This window comes from Cronobacter sp. JZ38, assembly GCF_008932145.1.
Classification (GTDB): Bacteria; Pseudomonadota; Gammaproteobacteria; order Enterobacterales; family Enterobacteriaceae; genus Cronobacter; species Cronobacter muytjensii.
Map to the genome: position 1 here is coordinate 3,646,874 of NZ_CP017662.1, position 19,678 is coordinate 3,666,551.

Annotated in this window: 18 protein-coding genes and 1 pseudogene; 8 read left to right on the forward strand and 11 right to left on the reverse strand. The window is 57.4% G+C overall.

What is annotated here, in order from left to right:
- Positions 1-60 precede the first annotated feature (60 nt).
- Positions 61-621 carry a D-glycero-beta-D-manno-heptose 1,7-bisphosphate 7-phosphatase gene (gmhB, locus tag BJP61_RS17290; protein ID WP_161579947.1) on the reverse strand — a complete coding sequence of 187 codons (561 nt, stop codon included), beginning with the start codon at positions 619-621 and terminating at the stop codon, positions 61-63.
- Positions 622-811: 190 nt separating this feature from the next.
- On the opposite strand from gmhB, the gene metN reads away from it, so the two are divergent.
- The 6 genes and pseudogenes from metN to proS all read left to right on the forward strand — a co-directional run bounded on the left by metN (position 812) and on the right by proS (position 6,397).
- Complete coding sequence (metN, locus tag BJP61_RS17295) at positions 812-1,843, forward strand: methionine ABC transporter ATP-binding protein MetN (protein WP_171998836.1); 1,032 nt, start codon at positions 812-814, stop codon at positions 1,841-1,843.
- Positions 1,836-2,488: pseudogene (locus BJP61_RS17300) on the forward strand (methionine ABC transporter permease MetI). Before metN ends, BJP61_RS17300 begins: the two are co-directional and overlap by 8 nt.
- A gap of 43 nt (positions 2,489-2,531) precedes the next feature.
- Positions 2,532-3,347 (forward strand): MetQ/NlpA family lipoprotein, encoded by an 816-nt coding sequence (locus BJP61_RS17305; protein ID WP_038864650.1) that lies wholly within the window; start codon positions 2,532-2,534, stop codon positions 3,345-3,347.
- 112 nt (positions 3,348-3,459) lie between these two features.
- Positions 3,460-3,864 (forward strand): Rcs stress response system protein RcsF, encoded by a 405-nt coding sequence (gene rcsF / locus BJP61_RS17310; protein WP_038864652.1) that lies wholly within the window; start codon positions 3,460-3,462, stop codon positions 3,862-3,864.
- On the forward strand, positions 3,861-4,568 hold the full coding sequence (gene tsaA / locus BJP61_RS17315) for a tRNA (N6-threonylcarbamoyladenosine(37)-N6)-methyltransferase TrmO (protein ID WP_075193757.1): 708 nt from the start codon (positions 3,861-3,863) through the stop codon (positions 4,566-4,568). Before rcsF ends, tsaA begins: the two co-directional genes overlap by 4 nt.
- 110 nt (positions 4,569-4,678) lie before the next feature.
- Entirely contained in the window at positions 4,679-6,397 is a 1,719-nt protein-coding gene (proS, locus tag BJP61_RS17320) for a proline--tRNA ligase (protein ID WP_075193756.1), read from the forward strand.
- 61 nt (positions 6,398-6,458) lie between these two features.
- Here proS and nlpE read toward each other — a convergent pair whose 3' ends face one another.
- Genes nlpE through BJP61_RS17335 form a run of 3 tightly spaced genes read right to left on the reverse strand, consistent with a single transcriptional unit; the run spans position 6,459 to position 8,141 of the window.
- A complete protein-coding gene (gene nlpE / locus BJP61_RS17325; RefSeq protein ID WP_038864658.1) occupies positions 6,459-7,148 on the reverse strand; it encodes an envelope stress response activation lipoprotein NlpE in 690 nt (229 codons plus the stop codon).
- Between the two features lie 28 nt (positions 7,149-7,176).
- Positions 7,177-7,599, reverse strand: coding sequence for an alternative ribosome rescue aminoacyl-tRNA hydrolase ArfB (gene arfB / locus BJP61_RS17330; protein ID WP_171998838.1), 423 nt, complete (start codon positions 7,597-7,599; stop codon positions 7,177-7,179).
- Complete coding sequence (locus tag BJP61_RS17335) at positions 7,596-8,141, reverse strand: YaeQ family protein (protein WP_171998840.1); 546 nt, start codon at positions 8,139-8,141, stop codon at positions 7,596-7,598. Before BJP61_RS17335 ends, arfB begins: the two co-directional genes overlap by 4 nt.
- 206 nt (positions 8,142-8,347) lie before the next feature.
- Here BJP61_RS17335 and BJP61_RS17340 point away from each other — a divergent pair, with 206 nt between their 5' ends.
- Together BJP61_RS17340 and rof are read left to right on the forward strand one after the other, a co-directional pair.
- Entirely contained in the window at positions 8,348-8,548 is a 201-nt protein-coding gene (locus tag BJP61_RS17340) for a YaeP family protein (RefSeq protein ID WP_038864664.1), read from the forward strand.
- Positions 8,535-8,795 (forward strand): Rho-binding antiterminator, encoded by a 261-nt coding sequence (rof, locus tag BJP61_RS17345; RefSeq protein ID WP_171998842.1) that lies wholly within the window; start codon positions 8,535-8,537, stop codon positions 8,793-8,795. Before BJP61_RS17340 ends, rof begins: the two co-directional genes overlap by 14 nt.
- A gap of 45 nt (positions 8,796-8,840) precedes the next feature.
- On the opposite strand, the gene BJP61_RS17350 is transcribed toward rof, so the two are convergent.
- The 7 genes from BJP61_RS17350 to dnaE form a co-directional block, all read right to left on the reverse strand.
- Positions 8,841-9,155 carry a cytochrome c gene (locus BJP61_RS17350; RefSeq protein ID WP_161579952.1) on the reverse strand — a complete coding sequence of 105 codons (315 nt, stop codon included), beginning with the start codon at positions 9,153-9,155 and terminating at the stop codon, positions 8,841-8,843.
- Entirely contained in the window at positions 9,148-10,452 is a 1,305-nt protein-coding gene (gene tilS / locus BJP61_RS17355) for a tRNA lysidine(34) synthetase TilS (protein WP_171999358.1), read from the reverse strand. Before tilS ends, BJP61_RS17350 begins: the two co-directional genes overlap by 8 nt.
- 64 nt (positions 10,453-10,516) lie before the next feature.
- On the reverse strand, positions 10,517-10,906 hold the full coding sequence (locus BJP61_RS17360) for a VOC family protein (RefSeq protein WP_038864670.1): 390 nt from the start codon (positions 10,904-10,906) through the stop codon (positions 10,517-10,519).
- A 57-nt stretch (positions 10,907-10,963) separates the two neighbouring features.
- A complete protein-coding gene (locus tag BJP61_RS17365; RefSeq protein ID WP_038864673.1) occupies positions 10,964-13,102 on the reverse strand; it encodes a lysine decarboxylase LdcC in 2,139 nt (712 codons plus the stop codon).
- A gap of 92 nt (positions 13,103-13,194) precedes the next feature.
- Positions 13,195-14,955 carry a glycoside hydrolase family 19 protein gene (locus BJP61_RS17370; RefSeq protein ID WP_171998844.1) on the reverse strand — a complete coding sequence of 587 codons (1,761 nt, stop codon included), beginning with the start codon at positions 14,953-14,955 and terminating at the stop codon, positions 13,195-13,197.
- Between the two features lie 162 nt (positions 14,956-15,117).
- Entirely contained in the window at positions 15,118-16,077 is a 960-nt protein-coding gene (gene accA / locus BJP61_RS17375) for an acetyl-CoA carboxylase carboxyl transferase subunit alpha (RefSeq protein WP_038864677.1), read from the reverse strand.
- A 99-nt stretch (positions 16,078-16,176) separates the two neighbouring features.
- Positions 16,177-19,659, reverse strand: a complete 3,483-nt coding sequence (gene dnaE, locus BJP61_RS17380) for a DNA polymerase III subunit alpha (protein WP_038864679.1) — start codon at positions 19,657-19,659, stop codon at positions 16,177-16,179.
- Between the last annotated feature and the right edge of the window lie 19 nt (positions 19,660-19,678).

Here is a 19,678-nt window from a genome sequence, read left to right on the forward strand (position 1 = left end):
GGCAAGCGGAAAACATAAAAAAAATCACGACCGCTCACCTTTTCGTCATTGCGTACGTTTTTAGCGCTTTTTGATGGCCTCCGGCAGTGCAGACAGGCTATTTAACACCCAATCCGCCGCTGCTTCTGCTTCCGGCGTCACAGGTTTGCCGGTACGCACCAATACTTTTGTGCCGACGCCTGCCGCTGCTGCCGCCTGCATATCTTCTAATTTATCGCCCACCATATAAGAAGCAGCCATATCGATGTGCAGAAAATCCCGGGCAGAGATAAGCATGCCTGGCTGCGGCTTGCGGCAATCGCAGTTCTGGCGGAACGCTTCTACCGCCCCTTCAGGGTGATGCGGGCAATAGTAGATGCCGTCGAGATCGACGCCGCGGTCAGCGAGTGACCAGTCCATCCATTCAGTCAGTTGCTCAAACTGCGCTTCCGTGAACTTACCCCGCGCAATGCCGGACTGATTCGTCACCAGCACCAGTGCAAAGCCCATTTCCTTTAGCTCACGCATCGCCTCGATAACGCCATCAATGAATTCAAACCGATCGATTTCGTGCACATAACCGTGATCGATATTAATCGTGCCGTCACGGTCGAGAAAAATTGCCGGTACAGATTTAGCCACCTGAAAAACTCCTGCCTTAAATAATGCTGTCTAGTATCGCATGATTCCTGGACGGAGAAAGCGCTCATTGCTGACAGTCAGATTGATTTAGACGTCTGGATGCCTTAACATCCATTCTGTTTACGGTCACCGGCCGTATAAAGCAGAACAAAATGCCACGGCTAACTCCTATAAGATAATAAATAACCAGATGATCAAACTGTCCAATATCACCAAAGTGTTCCAGCAGGGAAACCGCACCATACAGGCGCTGAATAATGTCAGCCTGCATGTCCCGGCCGGGCAGATTTATGGCGTGATTGGCGCTTCCGGCGCCGGTAAGAGCACGCTCATCCGCTGCGTCAACCTGCTTGAGCGCCCAACTCAGGGCAGCGTACTGGTTGACGGCCAGGAGCTGACCGCGCTTTCTGAATCGGAACTGACCAAAGCCCGTCGCCAGATTGGCATGATTTTCCAGCATTTTAATCTGCTGGCTTCGCGCACTGTTTTTGGCAACGTTGCGCTCCCGCTGGAGCTGGACAACATGCCACGGGATGAAATCAAACGTCGCGTTAACGAGCTGCTGGAGCTGGTTGGTCTGAGCGAAAAGCAGGACGCGTATCCGGCGAATCTCTCCGGCGGCCAGAAACAACGCGTGGCAATCGCCCGCGCGCTGGCGAGCAACCCGAAAGTGCTGCTGTGCGATGAAGCCACCAGCGCGCTCGACCCGGCCACCACCCGCTCCATACTGGAACTGTTAAAAGACATCAACCGTCGTCTGGGCCTGACAATCCTGCTTATCACCCATGAAATGGACGTGGTGAAGCGCATCTGTGACTGCGTCGCGGTTATCAGCAATGGCGAGCTTATTGAGCAAGACAGCGTCAGCGAAGTGTTCTCACATCCGAAAACGCCGCTGGCCCAGCAGTTTATTCAGTCCACGCTGCATCTCGATATACCGGAAGATTACGCCCAGCGTCTTAATGCGCAATCCAGCGAGAACCGCGTACCGCTGCTGCGTCTCGAATTCACCGGTCAGTCGGTCGACGCCCCGCTTCTTTCCGAAACGGCGCGTCGTTATAACGTCAACAACAATATCATCAGCGCGCAGATGGATTACGCCGGCGGCGTTAAGTTCGGCATCATGCTGACCGAAATGCACGGCACTCAGGAAGAAACACAAGCGGCTATCGCTTACCTGCAACAACATCATGTAAAAGTAGAGGTGCTGGGTTATGTCTGAAGCAATGATGGGGTTACTGGTGCGAGGCGTCTGGGAGACGCTGGCGATGACCTTTGTCTCCGGCTTTTTCGGTTTCGTCATTGGCCTGCCGGTAGGCGTGCTACTGTACGTCACGCGTCCGGGCCAGATCATCGAAAACGCGAAACTTTATCGCGTTCTCTCCGCGCTGGTGAATATCTTCCGCTCCATTCCTTTTATTATCTTACTGGTATGGATGATTCCGTTTACCCGCGTGATTGTCGGCACCTCGATTGGTCTGCAGGCGGCTATCGTGCCGCTGACGGTCGGCGCGGCGCCGTTTATCGCCCGTATGGTTGAAAACGCGCTGCTGGAGATCCCATCGGGTCTTATCGAAGCGTCGCGCGCCATGGGCGCCACGCCGATGCAGATCGTCCGTAAGGTACTGCTGCCGGAAGCGTTACCGGGCCTCGTTAACGCCGCCACTATTACGCTAATCACTCTGGTGGGCTATTCCGCGATGGGTGGCGCGGTCGGCGCAGGGGGCTTGGGCAGATCGGCTATCAGTACGGTTATATCGGCTATAACGCGACCGTGATGAACACCGTATTAGTATTACTGGTGGTACTGGTGTATTTAATTCAATTCTCAGGCGATCGCATCGTCCGGGCTGTCACTCATAAGTAACGTTTACACACAACATCAATATACTTTCAGTTAAGGAATGGTTATGTCTTTCAAATTTAAAACCTTTGCGGCAGTGGGCGCCCTGCTCGGCACGCTGGCTCTGGCAGGTTGCGGTCAGGAAGAAAAAGATCCGAACCATATTAAAGTGGGCGTGATTGTGGGTGCGGAACAACAGGTCGCTGAAGTCGCCAAAAAAGTGGCGAAAGACAAATATGGTCTGGACGTCGAGCTGGTGACCTTTAACGACTACGTGCTGCCGAACGAAGCGCTGAGTAAAGGCGATATCGACGCGAATGCTTTCCAGCACAAACCGTATCTGGATCAGCAGATCAAAGACCGTGGCTATAAACTGGTTTCCGTCGGTAACACCTTCGTTTACCCGATTGCCGGTTACTCCCGCAAAATCAAATCGCTGGAAGAGCTGCAACCAGGTGCGCAGATTGCTGTACCGAACGATCCGACCAACCTTGGCCGTTCCCTGTTGCTGCTGCAGAAAGTGGGCCTGATTAAGCTGAAAGACGATATTGGCCTGCTGCCGACCGTACTGGATATCACTGAAAACCCGAAAAACCTGAAAATTGTCGAGCTGGAAGCGCCGCAGCTGCCTCGCTCGCTGGATGACGATCAGATTGCTCTGGCGGTCATCAACACCACTTACGCCAGCCAGATCAACCTGACGCCAGCCAAAGACGGCATCTTTGTCGAAGATAAAGACTCACCGTACGTAAACATGATCGTGACCCGCGAAGACAACAAAGACGCGGAAAACGTGAAGAAATTCGTTCAGGCTTATCAGTCTGACGAAGTAAGCGAGGCGGCGAACAAAGTCTTTAACGGCGGCGCGGTTAAAGGCTGGTAAGCCGGTTTTGCTATCATTGCTACTAATTTCAGGACGGGCTTAAGCCCGTCTTGTTATTTCTGCAAGCTCCTGATTCAATAAGCCACGTTTTTATCACCGACGAGGAATTATTATGCGTGCTTTACCGATCTGTCTTTTAGCATTCATCCTGAGCGGCTGTTCCGTGCTAAGCAGATCCCCTGTAGAACCTGCTCAAAGCACCACGTCGCCGCAAAAATCTGAACCTGTTCGCCCCAAAACGGTTCGCCCTGCGCCGGTAAAAATCTATACCAATGCGGCGGATCTGGTTGGCAAGCCCTTCCGCGATCTGGGCGAAGTGAGCGGCGAATCTTGCCAGGCTTCTAACCAGGACTCTCCGCCGAATATCCCGACAGCACGCAAGCGCCTGCAGATCAACGCCTCGAAAATGAAAGCGAACGCCGTTCTGCTGCATAGCTGTGAAGTGACCAGCGGCACGCCGGGCTGCTACCGTCAGGCCGTCTGCGTAGGCTCCGCCCTTAGCGTTCCGACCAAATGACCGGATTTGCATTTGAGCAAATCGGCGTCATTCGCTCGCCTTATAAAGAAAAATTCGCCGTGCCGCGCCAGCCAGGCCTTGTTAACAGCGCGCGCGGCGAGTTGCATCTGATAGCGCCCTATAACCAGCCCGACGCGGTGCGCGGGCTGGAAGGGTTTAGCCACATCTGGGTACTGTTCGTTTTTCATCAGACGATGGAAGGCGGCTGGCGCCCCACCGTGCGCCCGCCACGTCTTGGCGGCAATGCCCGCATGGGCGTTTTCGCGACCCGCTCTACCTTTCGCCCGAATCCCGTCGGCATGTCGCTGGTCGAGCTTCAGGGTATCCGCACCGAGAAAGAGCATGTCATCCTGACGCTCGGCGGGCTGGATCTGGTGGACGGCACACCGGTTGTCGATATCAAGCCTTATCTGCCTTTTGCCGAAGCGTTGCCCGACGCGCGCGCAGGCTACGCCCAGCAGGCGCCGGACGCCGCAGTCCAGGTCACCTTTACCGATGAGATAGCGCACGAGTTAACGCGCCTTGAGAAACGCTACCCGATGTTGGGACGGTTCATTGGCGAGGTGCTCTCTCAGGATCCGCGTCCGGCCTACCGTAAAGAAGAAGAGATCGGCAAAAGCTACGCCGTCTGGCTGCTTGATTTCAACGTCCGCTGGCGCGTCACGCCGCAGGGCTTTGAGGTCTACGCGCTGGAGCCGCGTTAATTTCTTGAGCCTCTCTTTTGGCCGCCCTTTCTCGCTGGTACACTAAACCACTTTTTTGTGTCAGGCTTTAGCGTGCCTGAATTCACACGTTCAAACGGAACCGTAACAACATGCGTACTAGCCAATATCTGCTCTCCACTCTGAAGGAGACACCTGCCGACGCGGAGGTTATCAGCCACCAGCTGATGCTGCGCGCCGGGATGATCCGCAAGCTGGCCTCCGGGTTATACACCTGGCTGCCGACCGGCCTGCGCGTCCTGAAAAAAGTCGAAAACATCGTGCGTGAAGAGATGAACAATGCCGGTGCTATCGAGGTGTCGATGCCAGTGGTTCAGCCTGCTGAACTGTGGCAGGAGAGCGGCCGCTGGGAGCAGTACGGCCCGGAACTGCTGCGTTTTGTCGATCGCGGCGATCGCGCGTTCGTCCTCGGCCCGACGCATGAAGAAGTCATCACCGATCTTATCCGCAACGAGCTGAGCTCTTATAAACAGCTGCCGCTCAACTTCTTCCAGATCCAGACTAAATTCCGCGACGAAGTGCGCCCGCGCTTTGGCGTGATGCGCTCGCGCGAATTCCTGATGAAAGATGCTTACTCTTTCCACACCTCTCAGGAGTCGCTGCAGCAGACGTACGACGCGATGTATGAAGCCTACAGCAAAATCTTCAGCCGCATGGGTCTCGATTTCCGTCCGGTGCAGGCCGATACCGGCTCGATTGGCGGTAGCGCGTCCCATGAGTTCCAGGTGCTGGCGCAGAGCGGCGAGGACGATATCGTCTTCTCTGACACGTCCGACTACGCAGCGAACATAGAATTTGCCGAAGCCGTTGCGCCGGCAACCCCGCGCGCCGCAGCGACGCAGGAAATGACGCTGGTCGACACGCCAAACGCGAAAACCATCGCCGAGCTGGTTGAGCAGTTCAACCTGCCGATTGAGAAAACGGTGAAAACCCTGCTGGTTAAAGCGACCGAAGGCAGCGCTTCTCCGCTGGTCGCCCTGCTGGTACGCGGCGATCACGAGCTGAACGACGTGAAAGCGGAAAAACTGCCGCAGGTGGCAAGCCCGCTGACGTTCGCGACCGAAGCGGAAATCCGTGCCGCGGTGAACGCGGGTCCCGGTTCTCTCGGCCCGGTAAACATGCCGGTTCCGGTGATTATCGACCGCAGCGTCGCCGTGATGAGCGATTTCGCGGCAGGCGCCAACATCGACGGTAAACACTATTTCGGCATCAACTGGGACCGCGATGTCGCGACGCCTGTCGTCGCCGATATTCGTAACGTCGTTGCTGGCGATCCAAGCCCGGATGGCCAGGGAACGCTGCTTATCAAGCGCGGTATCGAAGTGGGTCATATTTTCCAGCTGGGCACTAAATACTCCGACGCGCTGAAAGCCTCTGTTCAGGGCGAAGATGGCCGCAACCAGATCCTGACCATGGGCTGCTACGGCATCGGGGTGACGCGCGTGGTGGCAGCGGCAATTGAGCAGAACCACGACGATCGCGGCATCGTCTGGCCGGACGCGATCGCGCCGTTCCAGGTCGCCATTTTGCCGATGAACATGCACAAATCCTTCCGCGTGCAGGAACTGGCCGAGAAGCTCTACGCTGAACTGCGCGCCAAAGGCATCGACGTGCTGATGGATGACCGTAAAGAGCGTCCGGGCGTCATGTTCGCCGATATGGAACTCATCGGTATTCCGCACACGGTGGTTATCGGCGACCGCAACCTCGACAACGACGAGATTGAGTACAAATACCGTCGTGACGGCGAGAAGAAGATGATCAAAACCAGCGATATCCTGGATTACCTGGTGACGAACGTGAAGCGCTAAGCGCCTTTGCACTTCGCATAAAAAAGGCCCTCGGTTGAGGGCCTTTTTTTATCCGCATCGGTTACGGATTGTCGCAGTCTTTGCCGGGCTTAAACGCCACTTTGCGGTCGGCTACCAGCCGCTTTTGCGCCGTACCGTTCGCCGGATCCACGGTCATACTGAAATGCGCTTCCACCACCAGTAACACGGGTTTTTCGCGCACGACCGGGTCATCGTGTGCGAGCACCGCGTGATTCGCCACGGCGGACTGCCGTCCGGTCGCGCAGTCGGTAAACGTCGCGGCATTTCTGTCTTGCTGATACATCCCGGTCATGGTCATCGGCGTCACCGGCAGCGGATCGCTTACGGGCTCAAGGCGATAATTGAGCGACGATTCGATGGCGTGGCCTTCAGTATCAAGCATCTCCAGCGCCTCGCCCCGGGCGCGGAAATAGTGTTTATCGCCCTCGCTGTCTGTCAGAACCAGTTTATCCGCCGTACGTGCCCAGGTGCCGTAAGAGGCGAATTCCGCCTGCCCTTTCGCGCCCTGATAGTGCTGATTCATCACCCAGGTGCCGTCTTTTTCTAAAAATAGCGCCGTTTCGATACCTTCGCAGTCGGCGCAGGGCAGTACGCCTTTCCAGCTCTGCTGCATCGGTTTTAACTCCGCCGCGCTGGTTGGCGCTAAGGTTTGCATTTCCGCCCGGTTATTACAGCCCAACAGCGAAAACAGGCTCAGAGCCGCCGCTGCGCAAAAAATGATTTTTTTCACCGTATTTCCTTATCGTTCGGGTGTGCTTTTAATCCGGCATACCGCGCACTTTCCCCCGCAGGGCTTTCGTGGCGGATTTATGGGTTTTCGCCTCCTGACGACGCACTTTCGATGCGCGCGTAGGGCGAGTCTCCTTTCGACGCTTTTGCGTGGCGGTAAGTTCCCTGACCAGCATCACCAGACGCGCCAGCGCCGCTTCGCGATTCATCTCCTGGCTGCGATACTCCTGCGCCTTGATAACGACCACGCCTTCCGCCGTAATCAGATGATGGCTCGCCGAGAGCAGGCGGGCTTTCCACTCCTCCGGCAGGCTGGAGGCAGTAATATCAAACCGCAAATGAATAGCCGTGGAGCTTTTATTCACGTGCTGCCCCCCCGCGCCCTGCGCGCGAATGGCGCTGAACGTCACTTCGTCATCGGGCACCACCACGTTTCGTGAAAACGTAATCATGTCCTGGCGTGCCAGACGGTAGGATGCAGCTCCAGATTCTGCTGCGTGTCGGACAGCCAGATAACGCCTTCCTGCAGCGTCGCCTGCAGCGTCATGGTGCGCTCCGCCAGCGCGCTCAGCTGTGCGAGCTGTTCATCGTTGATATACCAGATAGTCAGGTTTTGGTACTGCTTAAGCTTATCCTGATTCTGCTGCCACCATACCTGCGCGGCGCGGTCATTATACGTAAACAGCGCCACCTGCTGCGACTGGCTCACCGCCTTCTTGAGACGCCGCTCTTCCGGCAACCCCAGTTCAATCCAGAGGTCGATGCCGAGGTGATCGTTGCGCAGCCAGATTTCCGGCTCGTCGTCGGCGCACAGGCCGCGGGTGAACTGCAACCGCTCGTCGGCGTACATCATCCAGGCCAGCAGACGCAGCATCATCCGCTCCTGCGTTTCCGAAGGATGACGCGCCAGCGTCAGGTTGATGTCGAGAAACTGCTGCCGGTCGAGATCGGCTACATTGACCGCCGCTTTATAAATGGTTGCTTTTAACGCCATAGGGCCCCCTGAAAAGTTGGGGGGTATTGTAGCCCAATCCGCGCCGGCTGGCTGCCGATTCAAGCGGAGCGCGGCAGGCTCGTGCGCGCTCGCGCTATGGCTCTGATGACTATGGTATAGTCACCTTGCTAAACAGAGTTTAACTACGTAGGCTTAGACTTGCATCCCGCGGTGAAGTCTGTCGTCAGGCTCTGACAGGAGGGCATGTGGATAAATATTGTGAATTAATACGACAGCGCTATTCGCAGATAGCCAGCGGCGAGCTCGGGTACATTCCCGACGCGCTGGGCTGCGTATTAAGGGTTCTGAATGAGGTGGCCTCAGATGAAGCCCTTTCAGAGTCGGTCAGGGAACAGGCGGCGTATGCTGCCGCGAACTTACTGGTGAGCGATTATGTCAATGAATGATGCCTATCAACCCATCAACTGCGATGACTATGACAACCTCGAACTCGCCTGCCAGCATCATCTGTTACTGACGCTGGAACTGAAAAGCGGCGAGGTCATTAAGGCCAAAGCGCAGGATCTGGTTTCGCGCAAAAACGTCGAATATTTAGTTGCCAATGAAGCCGGTGCCGTACGCGAATTGCGTCTCGATAAAATCGCCAGCTTCAGCCATCCACAAATCGGCACGGTCGTCGTCAGCGAATCCTGACGCGCGCTCCACCTGCACAACGGGCAGCCCTGAGGCTGCCCTTTTTTATGGTTTCTGCCCGGCGTAAAACGCCGCGAGATTCGCGATATCGTCATCCGACAGTCCGCTGACATACGCCTTCATGATCTCTGCCTGGCCGCCGCTGCGCTCGCCTTTTTTATAAGCCTGCAAGGCGTGCTCCAGATACGCCTCGTTCTGGCCCGCGAGGTTGGGGTAGAGAGGAGCGCTGGCTTTGCCCGTCGCGCCATGACAGGCGACGCACATGACCGCTTTTTCTTCGCCCGCCGCCGGGTCGCCTTTGGCCTGCGCCGTCAGGCTAAGCCCCAGCAGGCCCGCCAGCAAAATACCATGCTTATTCATCGTCATGCTCCTTATGCCAGGCCAAAGTCCAGCCTGGTTCGTTCTGCGCCTGGCCTTCACGGGTAACAAACAGGCCGGGAGCGCAAACAGGTTGCTCATCATAAAACAGAATTGGCGTGGTTTCGCGCTGCCAGGGCGGCACCTGGAGTTCCTGCCAGAGCTTTTTAAGCGTGCGTCCGCGATCGCGCCCGACAATATAAAGCGTGCCTGGCGCGCCGAAGCGCACCGACAGCCTTTCGCCCGGGCGGGGCGCGCGCACGGTGTCGCCCTCGCCACCAAACGTCAGCGTACCCAGCGCCTCCGGAAGCCGCAGCGGAGTGCGCGCGTCATGCCACGGGATAACGGTCTGGCGCTGTCCGCGACGCGCTTTGATCCACCATAGCCGCCCCTGATAGCGCCGCGCTTCATTATCGCCCACTTTAAGGCGCGGGCTCGCATCTTCACGGCTTTGCGCCACTTCATCCCAGATCCGTTGCAGCGTAGCGCGGGCGGGCATCGGCGCGTTGAGCGCAGCCAGCCAGCGGCGCAGCAGCGCGGCGCGTTTGTGTTCGCTCATGCCTTCAAGCGGCGCGATGGCAAGCGTCCGTCCATCCATCAGCGCAGCCAGTTCCGGGGCCAGCAACTCATCCAGCAGCTGTTCCTGCTCACCGCACAGCTGCGCGCTGCGGGCGGCCGCCTGAGTGAAATGCGGCCAGCGCGCTGCCAGCGCAGGCAGAATGCGCAGACGTAAAAAATTGCGATCGTAACGATCGTCCTGATTGCTTTCGTCGTCGATCCACCGAAGCTGATGACGATCTGCCCACGCCTCAAGTTGCGCACGCGGCGTGTTCAGCAGCGGTCGCAGAATGACGCTGCCCGCAAACGACAGTTCAGCAGGCATGGCCGCCAGTCCCGCCGGGCCGCTACCACGCTTGAGCGCCAGCAGCAGCGTTTCGCACTGGTCATCAAGATGCTGCGCCGTGACCAGCGCCTCGCCCGGCAGCAATGCCGCCTCAAATGCCTGATAGCGCGCGTTACGAGCCTGCGCCTCAAGACCGAGTCCGTCCTGCCCCAATTCTACGTAAGCCAGTTCAAACGGCACCTGCCAGCGATGACAGAGCGCCTGGCAGTGCGCCGCCCAGCGGTCGGCGTTCGGGCTGATACCGTGATGCACATGTATGGCGCGCAGGCGCATCTCGGGGCAGGCCTCGCGCAGCCGCACCAGTTGATGGAGCAACACAGTAGAATCAAGCCCGCCGCTGTAGGCCACCAGCAGCTGACGTCGGCCCCGCAGGGCAGAGAGCAGAGAAGTATCCATTGCGTCGAAAGAGTGAGAAGCCATTGCCGGGCAACTTACCGGGCAATGGCGTCGGGAGCAAGCGTTACTGCTGGTAGAGCTCCAGCGGCAGGCCATCCGGGTCAGCAAAGAAGGTAAAACGTTTTCCGGTTAGCGGATCCACACGCACCGGCTCGCATGTCACGCCACGGCTTTCCAGATACGCCGCCGCCTGGTCTACATCCTCAACGCTGAACGCGAGATGGCGCAGGCCGCAGGCTTCCGGATGGCTTGGCCGCGCTGGCGGGAATGGAAACGAGAACAGCTCAATAACGTACTGGCCGTTAAGCGCCAGATCGCCCTTCCAGGAATCGCGCGCGTCGCGATACACCTCCGACTGCAGGGTAAAGCCCAGCGTGTCGCAGTAAAACGCTTTACTGCGATGATAATCCGTCGCGATGATGGCGATATGGTGAATCTGTTTTAAACCCAGCATAATCCCTCCTTATGATTGTCTGGCACGTTACTGAGCCTGGTGCGGCAAAACAAGGGGTTACTCGTTTTTTAGGACACGTACCCTATAGACGCCATCTTCGCCGCACTTCGCCCCGTGGATATCGGTTTCAAAGCCCGGATAGTGCCGGCCGATGGAGCAGAGCATCAACAGAAAATCGAGCACCGCGCGCGATTCCTCGGTGATCATCTCGCCGGGCATGACCAGCGGCACGCCGGGCGGATACGGCAGGATCATGTTGGCCGAGACGCGCCCGATCAGCTTTTCTATCTCCACCGTTTCGACATTGCCCTTCACCTGCTGCTGATACATTGCATGCGGCGTCATTTTCATTTCCGGCAACACATCAAACGCGCGCAGCATCAGATCCGGCAGATCGTGCTGCTGGATAAGCTTATGGATCCCCTGCGCCAGCTCCTGTACGCGCATGTTGCGGTAGAAATCGGGATCTTCCGCCCAGAGATCGGGCAGCATATTTTTCACCCGCAGATTGAGATCGTAAGCGCGCTTAAATTCTGTCAGACCGCGCAGCAGCCCCATCGCGCGGGTTTTGTCGATCCCGATGCTGAACAGGAACAGCAAGTTGTACGGCCCGGTTTTCTCTACCACTACGCCGCGTTCGTCGAGGAATTTCGCCACCAGCGCCGCAGGGATCCCCTCTTTTTCCATATTGCCCTGCGCGTCCATGCCCGGCGTCAGAATCGTGACTTTCACCGGATCGAGATACATATGAGCGTGGTCGGCATGGGTAAAGCCGTGCCAGTCGTCGCCTGGCGTGATCGGCCAGCAGTCCGCCTCGTCAATCTCTTCCGGCTGCCAGATATCGAAGAACCAGCTGTCAGTCTCCTCGCGCAGGCGCTGTACCTCTTTGCGAAAATGCAGGGCGCGCTCCACCGAGCGGTTGATGAGCCGCCGGCCCGGGTTGCCGCGCAGCATCGCCGCCGCGGTTTCAATCGAAGCCACCAGCGGGTAGCTCGGCGACGTCGTGGTATGCATCATGTAGGCTTCGTTAAATGTTTCTTCGTCATACTCGCCCTTGATATGAATCAGCGACGCCTGCGACAGCGCCGCCAGCATTTTGTGAGTCGACTGGGTTTCAAAGAACACTTTGCCCGGCACGCGATCGCCGCTCATGCCGCTTTTGCCTTTATAGATCGGATGAAAGTGGGTATACGGCACCCAGGCGGAGTCGAAATGGATAGAGGGAACGTCCAGCGTCTGTTTGATCCAGTTGGTGTTATACAGCAGCCCATCATAAGTGGAGTTGGTAATAACCGCATGCACCGGCCAGCTGGCGTCCGGCGTCTGCGCCACTTTTTGCGCTATCGCGTCGCGGGTAAATTCCCGCTTTGGAATGCCGCCCAAAATACCGAGCGCGTTGCGCGTGGGCTTGAGCCACAGCGGCACGATATCGCTCATCATCAGCAAATGTGTCAGCGACTTATGGCAGTTACGATCGATAAGCACGGTGCTGCCCGCATGGGCGGCATACATCCCGATAATTTTGTTGGAGGTGGACGTACCGTTGGTGACCATATAGCTCTGCTCGGCGCCGAACGTGCGGGCGATATACTCTTCCGCCTCCAGGTGCGGCCCGGTGTGGTCAAGCAGCGAGCCCAGTTCGGTGACAGAGATAGACACGTCCGCCTTGAGCGTGTTGCCGCCGAAAAAATCGTAAAACAGGCAGCCGACCGGGCTTTTCTGATACGCCGTCCCGGCCATATGTCCCGGCGTACAGAACGTATATTTCCCTTCGTTTACATAGGTAAACAGCGCTTTGGTAAACGGTGGCGTGATGTTATCGAGATATTCCTGCGTGTACTGACGGATGCGCGTCGCGATATCCCCGGCGATGCCGAGCGAATATTCGAAAAACCAGAGCGCCATACGCATTTCATTGGCGCTGACGTCCAGCGTGGAATGGGTGTTGATAAAAGCATACAGCGGCAGGTATTCGTTAAGCTGATTGATTTCACAGCATAAATCGAGGCTGTATTCATCCCAGTCAAAAATGACGCCGCAAATACGCGGGTTATGCTCAATAAATTTCAGCAGATCGTTGCTGTTCTTCGGCCAAATCAGCTGAAACCCCTGCTGTTGAAGCGCCGCCTGCAACTCCTTCATCGGCTCGTCTTTATAGAAAACGCCGTGCGGCCCCATGATGGCGATGATATTCACTGCTTACCCCCTGGCAAAAAAAACGTCTGGTAAGCATAGTTGAAGGAACAACGCCAGCGGCTCGCTGGCGTTGGGTGTTGCGTAACGGGGCGTTACAGCGCGTCCCAGGCGTCCTGCCAGCTAATGCCCGCGCCAGGCTCGTAGTAGGCGGGCGCCACGCCGCACCAGCCGCCCGCCGGGAACGGCTTGCACTGGTAGAGCGCGCCCTGATTGAGGACGATATCGCCCGGCTTCCAGCTCTGGCTTGCTGACCAGGACGGATAGCTTACCGGGCCAGCGTCTGGCGTTTTGGTTTTCGCTTTTACGTTAAGCACATAGCTGACGGTGTCGCTCAACTTGCCGTCATCCACTTTCAGGCTGACGGTGTATTGCGCGTCGCTGGCGCTTTCCGGCGCGTTGAAGGTCACGACGCTCTTGTCTTTACCGCTCAGCGTCTGGCCGGACTGCGTCATCCAGGTGTAAGTCAGCGCATCGCCGTTGGCATCGCTGGAGCCTGCCGCGCTCAGCGACACTTTGCTACCGGCATCCACTGCGCCCACCGGGCCGCTGATGCGGGCAACCGGCGCGACGTTGCTGGCGGAAGGCTCAGGCGTCGGCGCAGGTTGTGGCTGCGGCGCAGGCGTGGTGCCGCCGGAGGCCTCATTGACAATTTTCACGTTAAAGTGATTCTGTACGCATTTTGCGTAGTCGCCCTCTTTGAACGCGCTAAATGGCGTCTGGTAGCCCACCAGCTGGCACGCATAAGCTTGGCCGTCCGGGGTGGTGGTGCTCCAGCTCCAGTCCATCTCCCAGTAGATCGGCAGCGCGCCTGAACCGCCCGCGTCAAACTGCTTCATCTTTTTGCAGCCCAGCACTTCATCCGCCGGGACCGGCACCTTCAGGTATTTGGCGAACTCTTTGTAATACGCGATTCGGTTTAACGACTGTGCGTTTTCCGCTTCACCGCCGCACTCCACACCGCCATTGATTATCTGAATGGTGACCCCGAAGCCAGGCACCAGACCGCTCTCTTTATCGTGCGCGTTCGGCGTCCAGGTGCCGTCAATCACATGAAGCATGCCGGGTTTAGGCGGCTGCGGATACACAAAGAAAAAGAGCGCGCTGGCGAGGTTCAGCCAGGAGTCGGCCACCAGTTCAGGCTTATCCAGCAGCGGGCGAACATCGCCGTACATCGCGTCAGAGAACGGCCCGTAGTTGTAGTTATACGACAATTGCTTGGCGCCGCGCCCGAAATAGCTCATGTAATCGCCGTCTTTATCTTTGCCGCAGGGCCAGGTCTGCCCCTGCCAGGTATCGGGGTTACATTCACCGTTATAGCCGCCCTTCTGTTCTTCGCTCCAGCCCATTTCACGCAGATAAACCAGCGCCTGGCGCCACTCCGGCTGCTCGCGCCAGCTTTCGTGGCCACCTGTTTCCTGCGCGAAATGCGCAAACATGGTGGCGAGCGATTTACGACAGATAGCCTCGGCGTCTCGCCCGTCGCTGTAAGCGCCGCACACCGCCGGGAATTTGCCGACCGCTTTGAGGAAATTGCTGTAGGTATATTCCGGCGCGCGCAGCGGGAAGAGATAGTCCCAGTCCTGAGCGCTCAGGATTTTCTCTACGCGCTTAACGTTATCCGGGTTGGCGGCGCGCCCTGGCGCTATTTGCTCAACCTGCGCGTTATCCAGCGTGCGGATAGCGCTTTTTACCGACTGCATCAGTGGAAAATTGGTCAGCTCATGCTCTTTTTGGGTGAGGTCGCTGGCGTTGAGCGTGTATGGTGTACTGCTGCTGAGTAATGGCGCGGCGAAAGCCGGCGAACCTGCGATAAGCCCTGCGGCGCCAATCGCCGCGATTTTTGCTATTTCCATTCCGGTATCCCCTTTGGTTGTGGTTCACCAGCGAGTGTAGAAACGGAAATGACGGCGTCATCTCACGTTAACTCATTGCAAAAATCACATTTCATCAGCGGTGCGAGGCCATAAAAAAGGGCCGCTTGCGCGACCCTCATTGAGATTTTTATTCGCCGTTTATCAGGCGTAGCCGTAGCTCATCAGACGCTGATAGCGGCGGTTGAGCAGATCTTCTGTGCTCAGCACGTCGAGATCGGCGAGATCCGCCAGCAGCTGCGCTTTCAGAGACTGCGCCATGACTTCCGGGTTGCGGTGCGCGCCACCCAGCGGTTCCGGGATCACGCTGTCGATAAGCTTCAGCTCTTTCAGACGCGGCGCGATGATACCCATCGCTTCAGCGGCCAGCGGCGCTTTATCGGCGCTTTTCCACAGAATCGACGCGCAGCCTTCCGGAGAGATAACGGAATAGGTGCTGTATTGCAGCATGTTGACTTTATCGCCCACGCCGATAGCCAGCGCGCCGCCGGAGCCGCCTTCGCCAATCACGGTGCAGATAACCGGCACTTTCAGGCGCGACATTTCACGCAGGTTGCGGGCAATCGCCTCAGACTGACCGCGCTCCTCCGCGCCGACGCCCGGGTACGCGCCTGGCGTATCGATAAAGGTCACGATCGGCATGTTGAAACGCTCGGCCATTTCCATCAGGCGCAGCGCCTTACGGTAACCTTCCGGCGCCGGCATCCCGAAGTTGCGGCGAATTTTCTCTTTGGTTTCGCGCCCTTTCTGGTGACCGATGATCATCACCGGACGCCCGTCCAGACGCGCGATGCCGCCTACGATCGCTTTGTCGTCGGCATAGGCGCGATCGCCTGCCAGCTCGTCAAACTCCTCAAAGGCCAGGCGGACATAATCCAGGGTATAAGGGCGCTGCGGATGACGCGCCAGCTGGGCAATCTGCCAGGCTCCCAGATCGGCGAAGATTTTACGGGTCAGCTCTACGCTCTTTTCGCGCAGGCGGTGCACCTCTTCATCGATGTTAATATCCAGTTTCTCATCCTGACGGCTAACCGCAGTCAGGGAATCGATTTTCGCTTCCAGCTCTGCAATCGGCTGTTCAAAATCAAGGAAATTCAGACTCATAGTATTCCTGTATTAGTCAAACTCCAGTTCCACCTGCTCCGAACCTGGCAGGCCACGCGGATTGCATCCAGTGAGGCTCCCGGAACCTGATGCAGCGCATCAGTCAAACTCCAGTTCCACCTGTTCCGAACCAATCAGGCCGCGCAGATCGTTGAGTAAACGATCGTTCGGAGAGACACGCCACGTCGCGCCAAAGCGCAGCCGGGCGCGTGCATCCGCCCTCTGATAGTAGAGATGTACTGGAATGGTTCCCGAACGGTGGGGTTCCAGAGACTGACGGAGTCGGTTTAAAAGCTGGTCATCAATTTGCCTGTCCGTCAGCGAGATAGCAAGCCCGCGCGCATACTTTTCGCGGGCTTCGTCAATGTCCATGACTTCGCGGGCGGTCATTTTAAGGCCCCCGCTGAAGTCATCAAAGCTGACCTGTCCGCTGACGATAAGGATTCGGTCTTTTTCCAGCAGATGCTGGTATTTTTCCAGCGCGTCAGTGAACAACATCACTTCAAGACGCCCGGAACGGTCATCCAGCGTACAGATGCCGATACGATTGCCGCGCTTGGTGACCATTACCCGCGCGGAAATTATCAGACCCGCCGCCGTGGTCACTTTGCCACGTTCGGTCGGGTGCATATCTTTTAAGCGCATGCCACCGACATATCGCTCGATCTCTTTCAGGTACTGGTTAATCGGGTGCCCGGTCAGGTACAGCCCCAGCGTTTCGCGCTCGCCCTCCAGCACCACCTGCTCCGGCCACGGCTGGCAGTTCGCGTAGGACTGCTCGACCTGCTCCGGCTCTTCCGCCAGCACGCCGAACATATCCGCCTGGCCTATCGCCTCGGCTTTCGCATGTTGATCCGCCGCTTTCAGCGCGTCGCCGAGCGAATTCATCAGCGCGGCGCGGTGCGGCCCGAGACGGTCGAACGCCCCGGACATGATCAGTTTTTCCAGCACCCGCCGGTTGAGCTTTTTGGTGTCGGTGCGGGCGCAGAGATCGAACAGCTCGCGGAAGTAGCCGTCTTTATTACGCGCCTCGATAATGGCCTCGATAGGGCCTTCACCAACGCCTTTAATCGCGCCGATGCCGTAGACAATCTCCCCGTCGTCATTGACATGGAAATGATACAGCCCGGAGTTGATATCCGGCGGCAGGATCTTAAGCCCCATGCGCCAGCACTCATCCACCAGCCCGACCACTTTATCCGTGTTGTCCATATCGGCCGTCATCACCGCCGCCATGAATTCCGCCGGGTAGTGGGCTTTAAGCCACAGCGTCTGGTATGACACCAAAGCATAGGCGGCGGAGTGCGATTTGTTAAATCCGTACCCGGCGAATTTCTCCACCAGGTCAAAGATTTTCATCGCCAGCTCGCCGTCGACGCCGTTATTTTTCGCGCCATCTTCAAAAATGGAGCGCTGCTTGGCCATCTCTTCAGGTTTCTTTTTACCCATGGCGCGACGCAGCATATCCGCGCCGCCAAGGGTATAGCCCGAGAGCACCTGGGCTATCTGCATCACCTGTTCCTGATACAGAATAATGCCGTAGGTCGGCTCCAGCACCGGCTTGAGGCTTTCATGCTGCCACTGGATATCCGGGTAGGAAATGGCCTCGCGGCCGTGCTTACGGTCGATAAAGTTATCAACCATGCCCGACTGCAATGGCCCCGGACGGAACAGGGCCACGAGGGCTATCATATCTTCAAAGCAGTCCGGCTGAAGACGCTTGATAAGGTCTTTCATGCCGCGCGATTCAAGCTGGAACACCGCAGTGGTTTCCGAGCGCTGCAGCATGTCGAAGCTTTTTTTGTCATCAAGCGGGATCGCCGCAATATCAATGGGCTCCAGCCCCTGCTTCGCGCGCCGGGCGTTAATCATCTCCAGCGCCCAGTTGATAATGGTCAGCGTGCGCAGACCCAGGAAGTCGAACTTCACCAGCCCTGCGTATTCGACATCGTTTTTATCGAACTGGGTGACCGGATGCTGGCCCATTTCGTCGCAATAAAGCGGCGCGAAATCGGTGATTTGCGTCGGCGCAATCACCACGCCACCGGCGTGCTTACCGGCGTTACGCGTGACGCCTTCGAGCTTGCGCGCCATGTCGATGAGGGCTTTCACCTCTTCATCGGCATCATAAATTTCCTGTAGTTGCGGCTCAGCTTCAAACGCTTTGGCAAGCGTCATGCCCGGATCCGGCGGCACCAGCTTCGATATACGATCGACGAACCCGTAAGGGTGGCCCAGTACACGGCCCACGTCGCGAATAACCGCTTTCGCCGCCATCGTACCGAAAGTGATAATCTGCGATACCGCCTCGCGGCCGTACATGTCCGCCACGTGTTCGATGACCTGGTCGCGTTTCTCCATGCAGAAGTCGACGTCAAAGTCGGGCATCGAGACACGTTCCGGGTTAAGGAAACGTTCAAACAGCAGGTCGAACTCCAGCGGATCGAGATCGGTGATTTTCAGCGCGTATGCCACAAGCGATCCCGCGCCCGAACCACGCCCCGGCCCCACCGGAATGCCGTTATCCTTCGACCACTGGATAAACTCCATCACGATCAGAAAGTAGCCAGGAAAGCCCATCTGGTTTATCACCTGAAGCTCGATATCCAGGCGTTCGTCATATTCCGGGCGCTTTTGCGCACGCACTTCCGGATCCGGGAACAGGAACTCCAGGCGCTCTTCCAGCCCCTCTTTCGATTTCATGACCAGGAAATCCTCGGTGGTCATGTCGCCAGTCGGGAATTTCGGCAGGAAGTATTCACCCAGGCGCACCGTTACGTTACAGCGACGGGCAATCTCGACGCTGTTTTCCAGCGCTTCCGGAATATCGGCGAACAGCTCGCACATTTCGTCTTCGGTACGCAGATATTGCTGCGGCGAATAATGACGCGGCCTTTTAGGGTCATCAAGCGTAAAGCCATCATGGATGGCGACGCGAATTTCATGGGCGTCGAAATCGCCAGGCTCGATAAAGCGCACGTCATTGGTGGCGACAACCGGCACGCCTTTTTCTTCCGCCAGCGCGACCGCCGCGTGCAGATAGCGCTCTTCATCCGGGCGACCGGTACGGATAAGCTCAAGATAGTAGCGATCCGGGAAGTGTTCCTGGTAAAACGCCAGCGCTTGCTCGGCCATAACGTTATTACCGCGGAGTAAACACTTACCAACGTCACCCTGACGACCACCAGAAAGCAGAATCAGCCCTTCGCCAAGCTCCACCAGCCACTGCTGGTCAATCCACGGCCCTAAAGCGCCGTAGCCACGCTGATAAGCCCGCGAGATGAGCAACGTCAGGTTCTGATAGCCGGTATTATTCGCCGCCAGTACCGTAATATGGGAAAAATCGTCGCCCAGCAGTTCGCACTGCATATTGAAGTCGGCGCCGATAATCGGTTTCACGCCGACGCCATGCGCACCGCCATAAAATTTCACCAGCCCGCACAGGTTGGTGAAGTCGGTGATGGCAAAGGCAGGCATGCCAAGCGCGGCCGCCTTTTTTACCAGCGGCCCCGTTTTAGCCAGTCCATCGATCATGGAATAGTCACTGTGCACTCTCAGGTGCACAAAACGAGGTTCAGCCATTTCTGTTTCCGGTTAACTC

Excerpts from the sequence above, each read along its gene's own strand:
- proS (WP_075193756.1), top strand. The coding sequence starts at position 4,679 with ATGCGTACTAGCCAATATCTGCTCTCCACTCTGAAGGAGACACCTGCC.
- BJP61_RS17350 (WP_161579952.1), bottom strand. The coding sequence starts at position 9,155 with ATGAATAAGCATGGTATTTTGCTGGCGGGCCTGCTGGGGCTTAGCCTG.
- rof (WP_171998842.1), top strand. The coding sequence starts at position 8,535 with ATGTCAATGAATGATGCCTATCAACCCATCAACTGCGATGACTATGAC.
- dnaE (WP_038864679.1), bottom strand. The coding sequence starts at position 19,659 with ATGGCTGAACCTCGTTTTGTGCACCTGAGAGTGCACAGTGACTATTCC.
- metN (WP_171998836.1), top strand. The coding sequence starts at position 812 with ATGATCAAACTGTCCAATATCACCAAAGTGTTCCAGCAGGGAAACCGC.
- BJP61_RS17335 (WP_171998840.1), bottom strand. The coding sequence starts at position 8,141 with ATGGCGTTAAAAGCAACCATTTATAAAGCGGCGGTCAATGTAGCCGAT.
- arfB (WP_171998838.1), bottom strand. The coding sequence starts at position 7,599 with ATGATTACGTTTTCACGAAACGTGGTGGTGCCCGATGACGAAGTGACG.
- tilS (WP_171999358.1), bottom strand. The coding sequence starts at position 10,452 with ATGGATACTTCTCTGCTCTCTGCCCTGCGGGGCCGACGTCAGCTGCTG.
- rcsF (WP_038864652.1), top strand. The coding sequence starts at position 3,460 with ATGCGTGCTTTACCGATCTGTCTTTTAGCATTCATCCTGAGCGGCTGT.
- tsaA (WP_075193757.1), top strand. The coding sequence starts at position 3,861 with ATGACCGGATTTGCATTTGAGCAAATCGGCGTCATTCGCTCGCCTTAT.
- accA (WP_038864677.1), bottom strand. The coding sequence starts at position 16,077 with ATGAGTCTGAATTTCCTTGATTTTGAACAGCCGATTGCAGAGCTGGAA.
- BJP61_RS17370 (WP_171998844.1), bottom strand. The coding sequence starts at position 14,955 with ATGGAAATAGCAAAAATCGCGGCGATTGGCGCCGCAGGGCTTATCGCA.
- BJP61_RS17305 (WP_038864650.1), top strand. The coding sequence starts at position 2,532 with ATGTCTTTCAAATTTAAAACCTTTGCGGCAGTGGGCGCCCTGCTCGGC.
- BJP61_RS17360 (WP_038864670.1), bottom strand. The coding sequence starts at position 10,906 with ATGCTGGGTTTAAAACAGATTCACCATATCGCCATCATCGCGACGGAT.